The following is an 11,875-nucleotide window of genomic DNA, read 5'->3' on the forward strand; positions in this document are numbered from 1 at the left end:
TGACACGAGCGGGGCCAAGGGGGATGACGTCCGTGCTTCCATCAGAGATGGGCGCCGAGTTGCGTGCGATCACGCATCGCGGCGCGATCGACTTGCGCAGCACGCTTCTGCGCGTTGCCTGCCGAATAGCGCAGTCGCGCCCGGCGATCGCACCATCAGCGCTGCTTTGGCTACGACATCGTCAACGACACCGACCGAACGAACGCGCCTCGTGAGGCGCGTTCGTTCGACCATCAATGATGAAACTGGGAGGGACTGAGATGAAACGCCTATTTCTCGCATCGACGATCGTGGCCGGCTGTGCCGCTCTCGGCACGCAGGCCGTCGCGCACCAATTTCCGCCGAGCGGCGTCGCGCCGCGCGCGTCCTGCACCGCCCTCACCGGCCTCACGCTGCCGAACACGCAGATCCTGAGCGCGACCCAGAAATCGGGCTACTGCACCGTGATCGGCATCATCAACAAGCGCGTCTCGACGCAGGACCCCGATCACTTCACCTACGGCATCGGCTTTGCGCTCAACCTGCCCAACACCTGGCACGGCCGTTTCGAGATGATGGGCGGTGGCGGCACCGACGGCAGCCTCAATGCCGACCCGCAGGGCGCCGCCGGCGTCGAGCTCGGCCAGGGCTGGGCCGTGGCCGCCAATGACGGCGGGCACGAGGACAACGCCAACAATGTCGTCGGCGGACATCAGGACGACGATCCCAATGCCGGCGGCTCCGCGCATTTCGCGATCGACGCGCAGGCACGCAGGGATTACGGCTACAACGGCATCGAGAAGACCGCGACGATCTCCAAGCAGATCATCTCCTATTTCTACGGCCTCGACACCGTCTATTCCTACATCATGGGCTGCTCGAACGGCGGACGTGACGCCATGATGGCCTCGCAGCGCTTCCCCTGGCTGTTCGACGGCGTGATCTCGCAAAATCCCGGCTTCAACCTGCCGCAGGCGGGTCTTGCCGAAGCCTGGAACGAGCAGGTGCTCGGCACGCTCGCAACCAGCACGGACGTCAACGGGCAGCCGTTCATTCCCGAAACGTTTCCCGTGCAGGATCTCCAGGTGGCTTCGGCTGCGATCCTGAGCGCCTGCGACGCCCTCGATGGTCTGGTCGACGGCATCATCGACAGCTATCACGCCTGCACGGCAAAGAAGGTGTATCCGGCGCTCGCCAGTTACACCTGCGGCACCGGCTCGCACGGCAGCACGCCGCATGGCGGCACCTGCCTCACCTCCGCGCAAGTGGGCGCGCTCAAGAAGATCTATGCCGGACCGGTCAACTCGAAAGGCCAGCGGCTCTATTCGAACTGGTTCTGGGATGCCGGAATCTGGACGCCGCCCACCGCGCCGGGCGCGGGCTGGCAATTCTGGAACGTCGTCACCGCGCCGGTGCCTGGCGTCAACACCGCGATCAACCTGACGCTCGGCGCGGGCGCGATCCCGATGATCTTCCAGACCCCGCCGGTCGTCACGCCCGTCAACGGGCCGAACGGCCAGGAAGCCTTCGTGTTCAAGTTCAACTTCGACACCGACGCGCCGAAGATCTTCACGAAGACGGCGGCCTATCCCGAAAGCAGCATGGACTTCATGGCCGCAGTCTCGACCGACCTGCGTCCGTTCAGAGCGCGCGGCAACAAGCTGATCATCTCCTCATCCGTCAATGACGGCATCTTCTCCGGCGCTGCGATCGCCCGTTGGTATCGCAGCATGGACCGGCAGATGGGCGGGCGGGCGAGCGACTTCGCGCGGCTGTTCATGGTGCCGAACATGGCCCATTGCGGCGGCGGCGCGGCAACCGCGAGCTTCGCCGGGAACCAGCTCAAGGCCATCACCGACTGGGTCGAGAAAGGCACCGCGCCGGACCGCATCGTCGCGGCCAACACCAACGCCACCTCGCCCTATCCGACCGGCGGCCTGTTCGATCCGCGCATCGCCCAGAACTTCCCGGCCAGCGGCACGCGGCCGCTCTGCGTCTATCCGAAGATCGCATCCTACAAGGGTAGCGGCCTGACCAACGACGCCGGCAGCTTCGCCTGCATCGAACCAGGCTTCAGGCCGGGCGGCGACCACGACTTCAATGACGACGACGACGGACGCAGCGACAACAGGCAGTGAGACGTCGCCCGTCTCTCGTGTCCCGGACGCAGCGCAGCGTCCCTTCGACGATGCGCTGCAGAGCCGGGGCCCATGCATCGACCGGATGTTAAGCCCCTGGGTCCCGGATCTGCGCCGCGCCGCTGTCGCGGCGTGGCTTGTCCGGGACACAAGCAGGCTCTCACGCGGCCTCAGCCTCCTCGTACAAGCCGGCCATGAAGTCACCGAACGTCGGCGCAAGCGGCAGCACGTAGCCCCATTGGTCCGACATCGCCTCCGTGAGGGTCCAGCCCTCGTCGTAGTTGGCGACCTCGTGATCGACGAACCAGATCTTGCCGAAATGCGTCTTGTCGATCGTCATGCAGATCGGGTTGCCGCCGTGGTCGCCCATGATCCACAGGAGCTCGTCGATTGTCGGCCATTGCGGCGTCTGACGCGTCAGGACCAGCGAGCACTTGTCGTGCCGCAATCCCAGCACCTCCTGGACTGCGCCCGCCCAATGCCCTTGCGGCCAGTTGAATTCGGCCGAGCCCTGGAAATAGCCGCCGGCGCAGGCCAGCAGGAACTGACGATACTCATCCGGCAGGCGGCAGCCGATCGATTTCTCGAACGCCTCGAGCGCTGCGGGCGTCGGTTGGTTGGTGCCGGCGCGATCGACGCCTGCAATGAATTCCGAGATATCCATGCGACCCTGTTTCCTTCGCGCCAAACGCGCCAAGCTTGGTCGCAACGCCCCTGGAACGGGTTCGAGGATTGGAGAAGGAGGAACGCCTGCTCAGAGCAGCTTGGCGCTCACGAACAGGGCGCGCACGGCGTTGGTCGCTTGCACCGCCAGCATGGCATTGCCGGCCGCGCCTTCGAGGGCCGCGACGGCGTCCTCATGCAGCGAGCGGAATTCCATCCACTCGACCGATTTGAAATTGGTCAGGAATTGATAGGCCTGCCCGACGGTCGCGATCGCCAGCGTGTCACCGTTCAGCTTGATCTTGAACGTGGTGCGCAACGGGGTTTCGGAGCTTGCTGGATCACTCATGGGCTGCTTCTGGACGATGACGGCTTAACGAAGGGGAAACGGCAGCCCCGCCGTCCGGTAAATATCAGGAGGCTGTGCTGGCGCGCTGCGAGGCGGTCGCCGATCCGCTCAGACTGGGCACCACGATCAGGCGGTTGAACTCGCCATTGTCGTACGCCTTCAGGAAGCGATCATAGTCCTTGATCGAGACGCAGCCGTTGGAATCGCCGCGCGGCCCGAGCATGTAGTTGTGGGTGAGCAGGCCGACGCGGCCGAGCGCGCTGGTCCCGTCGGTCGGGGTCAGGCGCAGCGCGCGGACGCCGTGGAACAGCTTTTCGCGCGGCTTCAGATCGTAGGTCGCCGGCGGAGTTGCGCCGACCATGCGCTGGTCGACATGCTGGGGGTCGTCCATCAGCGCGCCCATGCCCGAATGCGCTTCCAGCGCGACGCCGCTCGGCAGGTACAGCGCCTTGGCCGAGATGTCGTAGACCGCCGTGCGCGAATCATAGCCGAGCGCGGCGAGATCCGGCGCCTTGGCGAGCAGGCCGTCGCCAGGGGTCAGGGAGGCGAGCTTGATCTTGTCGGTGAATTTCTCGAAGAAGTTGCGGTTGTCGACCCTGGGATTGGTCTCGGCATAGGACTGGCTCGAGGCGATCTGGGCCGAGAAGTCCGCCTGGACCGGGCGCGAGCGCGGCATCGGGACGGCATCGGCACGCTGCGTGGGGCGCGGCTCCTCGACTGCGGTCCGATCGTCATCGGTCAGGGTCGAGCGCCATTCGTCGCCCTGAAGCCTCTGGGCGAGCATCGCCTTGGCGTCGCGGAGCTTGAGCTGGACCGCGTTCACCGCGGAGCGCTCCAGCGACCGCAGGCCGAGGTCGCGGGCCGGCGGGTTGGCAGACGCCGACGCGAAACGGTCCTCGAACGAAGGGGTATTGGCCGGCGGCAGGGCGGCGGTGACCAGCGGCGTCGAATCGCCGAGATCGGCGACCCAGGCGGCAGCGCCCAGCGCCAAAGCAACGGCAGCCAAGGACAGCAATACCGTCTCGGCTCGCCCAATACGGCGGCGCGACAACAGCCTCTCGGCGTGCGCTGCGTCGGAAACCATCAGATCCCCAAATCGACCCCCGGGGGACCCAACCCCCACCCGGAGAGACTCTATACCAGCTACCACATTGGGAGCCAAAAGTTAGGCATAATCGCGGCCGGTGAGGCACTCCCGGGGTATCCAATGACCGATCCTTTCGACCTAGAACGGTTCGTCCAGGCCCAAAACCCGGTTTTTCGCGACGTCCAGGGGGAGCTGGCCCGGGGCCGGAAGCAGAGCCACTGGATGTGGTTCGTTTTCCCGCAAGTAGCCGGCCTCGGCTTCAGCGCCATGTCGCAGCGCTACGCCATCGGCTCGCGCGCCGAGGCCGTGGCCTACCTCGCCCATCCCGTCCTCGGCCCGCGCCTGATCGCATGCACGAGACTCGTGCTCGCCGTCGAAGGGCGCACCATCAACGCCATCCTCGGCGCGCCCGACGACGCCAAGTTCCGCTCGTCGATGACGCTGTTCGGCGCGGTGTCCGACGAGCCCGTCTTCGATCAGGCGCTCGCCCGCTATTTCGCAGGCGAGCGCGACGGCGCGACGCTGGCGATCCTGGCGAAGCTCGATCGGCCGTAGCGTCTACGATCAGCGCCCCTGGAAGACGGCCGCGCGACGCTCGATGAAGGACTGAATGCCCTCCTTCGCGTCGGCGCTGCCGAGCACGCGGTCGCGAATTTTCGGGATGTAGGCGATCGCGGCCGCCTCGCCGGCTTCGACATATTTCGCCGCCGCTTCCTTGGTCACCTGAATGCCGAGCGGCGCATTGCACGCGATGATGGCGGCGAGCGCCATCGCCCGCTCGATCTGCTCGCCCGCAGGCACGACCTCCTGGACGAGGCCGATCGCATGCGCGCGCTGCGCGGTAAACTCGTCGCACAGGAACAGATGATACATCGCATCGCCCCAGCCCGCGCGAGACAGGAAGCGGAAATGCGCGCCGCCGAGCGGTGCGATGCCGCGCCTCGCCTCCATCTGGCAGAAGCGCGCATCATCGGCCGCAACCACGATGTCACCGGCGAGCATCAGCTCGATACCGATGGTGAAGACGATGCCCTGCACTGCTGTCACGATCGGCTTGCGGCAACGCTTGTTGAGCGCGAACGGATCGACATTGCCCTCCTTGATGTTGCGCTTTTCCGCGGTGGGTCCGAAGAATTTCGGCATGTCGAGGCCGGCGGTGAAGTCCCTGCCCTCTGCGCAGACCACACCGACACGATAGGCCTCGTTGTCGTGCAGCTCGGTGAGCGCATCGGACAATTGCTCCATCATCGCCGGGCTGAACGCGTTCTTCTTCGCGGCATTGTCGATGATGATCTTGAAGACGTGGCCGTGCACCTCGGTGCGGATCTGACCTTCGCTCATGTGTCGCTCTCCAGATTGTTGCTGTTGGCAGAAAATCAGGCCGGCGGCTGAATCGCCGCGCGGATCGCCGCGATCCGCGCCGGGGTGAACACGCCGGAGTCCAGAAGCTGAAGGATCGAGAGCACCCCGCCGCGCGATCCCCAGCTTCCCTCGTCGATGATCTCGAAATTGACCCACCAGGTCGGCGACGGCGCCGGCATGCCGCAGGCTTCCGCAAGCCGCGCCAGCACGTTGCGGATCACCTCGGCGCGCACCTCCGCAGGCCAGGCCGCGCTCATGACCGCGATATTGACGGTGATGATGTCGCGCGGCGTGTCCTGGTCGGCCAGCAACCGGCCGCCGATCGCCATGCGGTCGGCCGGCAGGTCATGGAAGTGCACCTGAAAACCCATTCGCGCCGCCGGCGCGGGCTGGCCGACCTCCGGCACGAGCACGGCGTCGGTCAGGCTCTCCGCGAGCAGCCGGCGTTGCGGCAGGCCGAGCCGTCCGGCCGGTGCAGTCACGGTGATGATGGTCAATTCGGCACCCAATCCATGGATATGACGGTCGTCATATTTCAGCACGACTTGACTATGTCAAGCGTCATAGTGCAGATGAGCGCAGCCAATCGCGGGATTCCGATGACCACCACCACACGCGACAAGATGATCGCCGGCGCCGCCGACCTGATGAGCCGCCGCGGCGTCAACGCCACCAGCATGCGCGACGTCGTCCGCCACACCGCGACGCCACGCGGCTCGATCAGCCATCACTTCCCGGACGGCAAGCCGCAATTGATTGCCGAAGCCGTGACCTTCGCCGGCCGGCAGGTGTCCATTCCCCTGGAGAAAGCCATGAACGAACGCGGCGTGATCGGCGGTCTCAAGGCTTTCGTCGCAGCATGGCGCCGCCAGTTCACAGCAACCGGCTTCGAGGCCGGCTGCCCCGTGCTCGCCGTCGCCGTCGACCGCTATGTCGGCGAGCCCGGCGAGAAGGACGACGCGGCGGCGCAGCAGCACCTGCTCGATCTGGCCGACGGCGTGTTCGCCGATTGGCGGCGGATCATGCACGCTGCCTTGTTGCGCGAAGGACTGGCCGCCGACCGCGCCGAGCGGCTTGCAACGCTCGTCGTCGCCTCGATCGAAGGCACGGTCGCGATGTGCCGCGCCAGCCGCAGCGCCGATGCGCTCGATCAGGTTCAGGAAGAGCTGGAGACAGTCCTGTCCGCCGCCCTCGCCCGCACCAGCAAATAGATTGGATACGCCCGATGGATCTGTCCCGACAACGCGAGCTTGCACGCCATCTCGCCAATCTCCGTCGCGAGAGCCGGCGACAAAGCGGCCTCGATGCGCATCTCGTGCCGCCGGATGCCGACACGGCCTATCGCATCGCGCTGATGGTGGAAGAGGAACTGGGCTGGGATGTCGTCGGCTGGAAGATTGCCGGCATGAAGCCCGGGCTTCAGCGCCAGCTTCGCACCTCCTCGCCGATCTATGGGCGGGTGTTCGCGCCGCTGATCAAGGACTCGCCCGCGACTGTCGAGCACGCCAGGCAGTGCAGCCCGATCCCGGAGGTCGAGTATCAGGCACGCCTCGGCGCAGATCTGCCGCCGCGCGCAAAACCCTACACCGTCGAAGAGATCGGCGATGCCGTCGCCTCGCTGCATCCCGGCATCGAGCTTGCCGAATGCCGCTTCATCCACGATGCGGCGTTTCCGCCGATGCCGGCGATCCTGGCCGACGGCGCGGGATCGGGGACGATCGTCCTCGGCGAGGCGATCGCCGACTGGCGCAGCCGCGACGTCGCGAATCAGGAGGTGGTGCTGAACTGCAACGGCGCGGAACGGCGCCGCGGCAGTGCCGCGGAGGCCATCGATCATCCGCTGGTGCCGCTGACCTGGCTTGCCAACGAGCTGTCGCGGACCGGCATCGGTCTCAAGGCCGGGCAAACCATCAGCACGGGCACGCTGACCGGCATGCTGCGGCCGAAGGCAGGCGAAACCTACGTCGCCGACTTCGGCCCACTGGGAACCGTGAGCGCGACCTACGCCTAGAGCGTTTTCGAGCGAAGTGGATACCGGTTCGCGTCAAGAAAACGCGTCAAACCAAAGACTCTAGCGCCCCGTTCCGATCCCATCGGAACGGGGCGCTAGACGAATGGACGCATGCAGGCGGAGCATGGCGGCCGTCAGCGTAAACTCCCGATTAACACCGGCTGCCTAACCTTCGGGCAAAATAATTATCCTCCCGCGCCAATTGCCGGACTGCCCATGAAAATCGGTACGCTCCTGACCACCGCCATCGTCTCGCTCTCGACCGTCGGCGGGGGACTTGCCGTCTACGTCGCCGTGACGAAATACCAGACGATGGACCGCATCACCGAGGCGCAGGGGCGGCTCGCGATCGTCCGCGCCGTCAGCGACATCCCGCGCTATCTCAATCCCGAGCGCGGCTTCTCCACCAACATCCTCTACGGGCCTGCGACCATCGACCCCGCGCTGCTCGTCGAGCAGGACAAGCTGCGCAAGCAGACCGACGGCGCGCGCGACAAGATGAATGCGCTGCGCAAGGAGCTGCCCGGCCCGTTCGACGACGGCACCACCATCGGCAGCAACATCGACGGCATCAATGCCAAGTTCACCGGCTTACGCGATGCCATCGACAAGGCGCTGGCCGGGCCGGCCGAGGCGCGCAAGGACGCCGCCAAGAAGATCGTCGCCGACAATGCCGTGCTCAACGGCGGCGTGACCGCGCTGCTCAACGAGCAGGTCCGCCGCATGGCGATCCTCAACGGCGACGCCTACCGGCAGGCCAGCTACGCCAACATCGCGATGACGCTGCGCGATGTCGGCGGCTTCAACTCCAGCCTGCACAAGAATCTCGTCGGCGGCAAGAAGCCGGCGACCGACGCCGAGAAGGCAGACATCAGCCGTTCGCAGGGCCGCAACGACCAGATCGTGATGTCGCTGCTGGAATTGCGCGGCAATCCGGCGACCCCGGCAAACGTCGCCGCAGCGCTGGAGAAATTCAATTCGATCTATGTCGAGGAGTTCGGCCGCGAGCTCAAGCTCGTCAAGGACGGAGCGGTCACCGGCAAGTACGAACACGACATGGACACCTATTACGCCGCCACACAGCGTGGCCTCAGCACCATCATCGAGGTCCGCGATGCCTTCTACGACAATGCCGAGCAGGTTCTCGCCGGCGCCTCGTCGGCTGCGCGCACCAGCTTCATCATCGCCCTCCTCGGCCTCGCCGCCGTGCTGGTCGCCAGCATCGGCCTCGTCGTGACCGTCCGCCGCCGCGTCTGCGCGCCGATCGTCGGCCTGACGACGCGGATGTCGCGGCTGGCCGACGGCGAGGTTGCGGAAGCCATCCCCGGCGCCGAGCGCTCCGACGAGATCGGCGCGATGGCTGCGGCCGTCCAGGTCTTCAAGGACAACATGATCCGGGCCGAGCGGCTCGCGGCGGAGAAGCAGGCCGAGAACGACGGCAAGATGCGCCGCGCGCACGCGCTCGACGAGCTCACGCGCACATTCGAGGCCAAGGTCACCGAGCTCGTCGGCGGCCTGTCCCGCGCCTCCTCCACCATGGAAAGCACGGCGCAGTCGATGACCTCGACCGCGGCCCAGACCAACAGCCAGGCCGCGGTCGTCGCCGCCGCCTCCGAGCAGACCTCGACCAACGTGCAGACGGTTGCGAGCGCCACGGAGGAGCTCACCTCCTCCATCGCCGAGATCGGCCGTCAGGTCGCCCAGAGCACCGAGATCGCGGCCCGCGCCGTCGACAATGCCCGCCGCACCGGCGACACCGCGCGTGCGCTCGCCGATGGCGCGCAGAAGATCGGCGACGTCGTCACGCTGATCCAGAGCATCGCCGAGCAGACCAATCTGCTGGCGCTGAACGCGACCATCGAGGCCGCCCGCGCCGGCGATGCCGGCCGCGGCTTTGCCGTGGTCGCCTCCGAAGTGAAATCGCTCGCGGGCCAAACCGCGAAGGCCACCACCGAGATCTCCGAGCAGATCACCGCGATCCAGAGCGCGAGCGACGAGACTGTGGCAGCGATCCGCAACGTCGCCGACGTCATCGCCGAGATCGACCAGATCGGCACCGCGATTGCGGCTGCGATCGAAGAACAGGGCTCGGCCACCAAGGAGATCGCCCGCAGCGTCCAGGAAGCCGCCCGCGGCACCCAGGAGGTCAACACCAACATATCAGGCGTGCAGCGCGCCGCCGACGACACCGGTGCTGCGGCCCGGGAAGTGCTTGGCGCGGCCGAGCAGCTCTCGACCCAGTCGCGCGATCTCGCCGGTCAGTTCGACCGCTTCCTCGGCGAGGTCAGGGCCGCGTAAGGCGCAGATTCGTAGCCCGGATGGAGCGTAGCGTAATCCGGGACGGTGCCGTTGACGCGCAAGACCCCGGATTGCGCTTCGCTTCATCCGGGCTACGGGACGTCAATACGGCGGCGCCTTGCGTGCCCGCTGCGCCTTGGCCGCCTCGATCCACCAGGCGAGATCATCCGCAAAGCGCGGGAATGCGCGTTCCAGCGCCTTTCCGCCCTCGCCGATCGGCTCGGCATCCGCCGACAAGCTCTGCGCGATCGGGCCGACGCCGATGGTGCTCGACACCACCACCATGCCCATCTCCGACAGCGTGCCGTGCCAGGCGGTCGCCGCGCGCGCGCCCGAGAAGCGGCCGGCGGAATAGCTCACGACCGCGGCCGGGCGCCAGAACCACTCTTCGAGGAAGTGGTCGGTCAGGTTCTTCAATCCGGGCTGAATGCCCCAATTGTATTCGCCGGTGACGAAGACGAAACCGTCGGCGCCGCGGATCTGCCCGGCCAGCTTCTCCAGCGCCTCGGGGGCCGCGCCCTTGGGATATTCCTTGTACATGCGGTCGAGCATCGGCAGGCCGATGGCCTTGGCGTCGATCAACTCGACCTCCTCGCCGCGGCTGCGCAGGCGATCGATGACGAAGTTCGCAAGGCGGATGCCCATGCGGTCGGAACGGTAGGAACCGTAGAGGACGAGGATGCGATTGCTCATGGCCGGCAGGCTAGCACGAAAGCAGGCGGCGCGCCCGATCGATTTGTCGCGTTATCGCCCGCGGCCGCGGTCCAGCGTTTGCGAAGGCGTCTCGCCGAATTGATCGCGATAGCTTCTGGAGAAATCGCTGAGATGCCAGAAGCCGAAGGCGAGCGCGACAGCCTTGACGCTGTCGGCGCCGGCGAGCAGCCGCTGGCGCACCAGCCACAGCCGGCGCAGGCGCAGATAACGGTGCAGGCTCATGCCGCGATAGCGGCGCACGACGTCGTGCATGGTGCGCACGGACAGGCCGAGCTTGCGTGCGATTTCCTCGCTGTAGATCGGCTGCGAGAGGTCCTCGGACAGCAGCGCGCGGATGTCCTGGAACATCTTGAACTGCCGCCCGTCGTTCGGCCGCACTGTCCATCGTGCGGCGACGAGGTTAGCGAAGACGCTGTCGACCGCACCGAACAGGGACTCCTTCATCGCCGTCCCCTTCAACGGAACTTCGGCGGGATCAATCGGCTCGGACGCGGCCGCCACCACCTCCCGCACCACCTTCCGCAGCCGGAGCAGCGCCGACATGCTGGTCTCGAAGATCTTGAAGCTGGTATTCGTCTCGGGCCAGCCGCGTCCCTTCACCTCGGGGTGAAACACGACCGAGCCGATCTGCCTCTGCACTTCCTCGATGGTGTTGTAGGCAGCGCCGCTGCTGCCGATGACGACGACCGCGCGGTCGCGCTGCGCGCCGTTGAAGCGGATGGGAACGTCGAGATCGTCCATCGCGAAACCGACCGCCGTGCAGTCGGCAACCAGCTGCGCGTCCACCACGCGCGGAAACGTCCGCGTCACGTTCACGTCGCAGCCCGGCAGGCGCAAGATCACCTGCTCGGTCGCAATCCGTCGCGCGAACGGCGTAAACTCGATGTTCAACCCGCGTATCGAACTGCGAAACTCGTCGACATCGGAGAAACGAAATATCTTTGGCGCCAATCCTGGCGCATCATCATTGTTGCTCATGACAAATGAAAAAAAGCCGCGCCCTGAAACGACGCGCGTCCGGCAATAGCGCCGATCTGAAGTCCCCCTTTCGAGGCCCCGTTAGACCGAAAGAATTACTCTACCCCGCCCGCATCAATTGGCGAGCGTTCCGTTGAAGGGACAAGCTGCGGCAACTCGTTCTGCCGAATTTCGATAGCGTTTTAGGTTGTAGCTCCGGTCATTTTATACCTGGGCGTTCATAATCTCAAATTCAAATTAACGTCTGTCAGGCGCAATGATGGTCGTTAAATCGTCAAAACTATTTTAAATTCAGG

At 65.8% G+C, this 11,875-nt stretch carries 12 protein-coding genes; 5 read left to right on the plus strand and 7 right to left on the minus strand.

What is annotated here, in order from left to right; all coding sequences use genetic code 11:
• Window positions 1–260 precede the first annotated feature (260 nt).
• Window positions 261–2,117, plus strand: coding sequence for a tannase/feruloyl esterase family alpha/beta hydrolase (locus JQ603_RS05200; RefSeq protein WP_212337058.1), 1,857 nt, complete (start codon window positions 261–263; stop codon window positions 2,115–2,117).
• A gap of 160 nt (window positions 2,118–2,277) precedes the next feature.
• Here JQ603_RS05200 and JQ603_RS05205 read toward each other — a convergent pair whose 3' ends face one another.
• From JQ603_RS05205 to JQ603_RS05215, 3 genes are all read right to left on the minus strand, one after another.
• Window positions 2,278–2,781, minus strand: a complete 504-nt coding sequence (locus JQ603_RS05205; protein WP_212337060.1) for an SMI1/KNR4 family protein — start codon at window positions 2,779–2,781, stop codon at window positions 2,278–2,280.
• A 90-nt stretch (window positions 2,782–2,871) separates the two neighbouring features.
• A complete protein-coding gene (locus JQ603_RS05210) occupies window positions 2,872–3,129 on the minus strand; it encodes a hypothetical protein (RefSeq protein WP_018644685.1) in 258 nt (85 codons plus the stop codon).
• A gap of 64 nt (window positions 3,130–3,193) precedes the next feature.
• The gene (locus JQ603_RS05215; RefSeq protein WP_212338207.1) at window positions 3,194–4,144 is read right to left on the minus strand and encodes a DUF2778 domain-containing protein; all 951 of its coding nucleotides are present in this window, start codon (window positions 4,142–4,144) and stop codon (window positions 3,194–3,196) included.
• Between the two features lie 192 nt (window positions 4,145–4,336).
• Here JQ603_RS05215 and JQ603_RS05220 point away from each other — a divergent pair, with 192 nt between their 5' ends.
• Window positions 4,337–4,771, plus strand: a complete 435-nt coding sequence (locus tag JQ603_RS05220; protein WP_212337062.1) for a DUF1810 domain-containing protein — start codon at window positions 4,337–4,339, stop codon at window positions 4,769–4,771.
• A gap of 9 nt (window positions 4,772–4,780) precedes the next feature.
• On the opposite strand, the gene JQ603_RS05225 is transcribed toward JQ603_RS05220, so the two are convergent.
• Both JQ603_RS05225 and JQ603_RS05230 read right to left on the minus strand, forming a co-directional pair.
• Window positions 4,781–5,557 (minus strand): crotonase/enoyl-CoA hydratase family protein, encoded by a 777-nt coding sequence (locus JQ603_RS05225; RefSeq protein WP_212337064.1) that lies wholly within the window; start codon window positions 5,555–5,557, stop codon window positions 4,781–4,783.
• A 35-nt stretch (window positions 5,558–5,592) separates the two neighbouring features.
• A complete protein-coding gene (locus JQ603_RS05230) occupies window positions 5,593–6,120 on the minus strand; it encodes a tautomerase family protein (RefSeq protein ID WP_349630695.1) in 528 nt (175 codons plus the stop codon).
• Between the two features lie 57 nt (window positions 6,121–6,177).
• Here JQ603_RS05230 and JQ603_RS05235 point away from each other — a divergent pair, with 57 nt between their 5' ends.
• The 3 genes from JQ603_RS05235 to JQ603_RS05245 all read left to right on the plus strand — a co-directional run bounded on the left by JQ603_RS05235 (window position 6,178) and on the right by JQ603_RS05245 (window position 9,887).
• Window positions 6,178–6,789: a TetR/AcrR family transcriptional regulator gene (locus JQ603_RS05235; RefSeq protein WP_212337066.1), complete on the plus strand. Its 612-nt coding sequence runs from the start codon at window positions 6,178–6,180 to the stop codon at window positions 6,787–6,789.
• Between the two features lie 14 nt (window positions 6,790–6,803).
• On the plus strand, window positions 6,804–7,589 hold the full coding sequence (locus JQ603_RS05240) for a 2-keto-4-pentenoate hydratase (protein ID WP_212337067.1): 786 nt from the start codon (window positions 6,804–6,806) through the stop codon (window positions 7,587–7,589).
• A gap of 216 nt (window positions 7,590–7,805) precedes the next feature.
• Window positions 7,806–9,887 carry a methyl-accepting chemotaxis protein gene (locus tag JQ603_RS05245; protein WP_212337069.1) on the plus strand — a complete coding sequence of 694 codons (2,082 nt, stop codon included), beginning with the start codon at window positions 7,806–7,808 and terminating at the stop codon, window positions 9,885–9,887.
• Between the two features lie 102 nt (window positions 9,888–9,989).
• Here the strand turns inward: JQ603_RS05245 and JQ603_RS05250 are convergent, their stop codons facing one another.
• Entirely contained in the window at window positions 9,990–10,580 is a 591-nt protein-coding gene (locus JQ603_RS05250) for an NADPH-dependent FMN reductase (RefSeq protein ID WP_212337071.1), read from the minus strand.
• A gap of 51 nt (window positions 10,581–10,631) precedes the next feature.
• Entirely contained in the window at window positions 10,632–11,579 is a 948-nt protein-coding gene (locus tag JQ603_RS05255) for a helix-turn-helix domain-containing protein (RefSeq protein ID WP_212337073.1), read from the minus strand.
• Between the last annotated feature and the right edge of the window lie 296 nt (window positions 11,580–11,875).

Source organism: Bradyrhizobium liaoningense (genome assembly GCF_018130825.1).
GTDB lineage: Bacteria > Pseudomonadota > Alphaproteobacteria > Rhizobiales > Xanthobacteraceae > Bradyrhizobium > Bradyrhizobium liaoningense_B.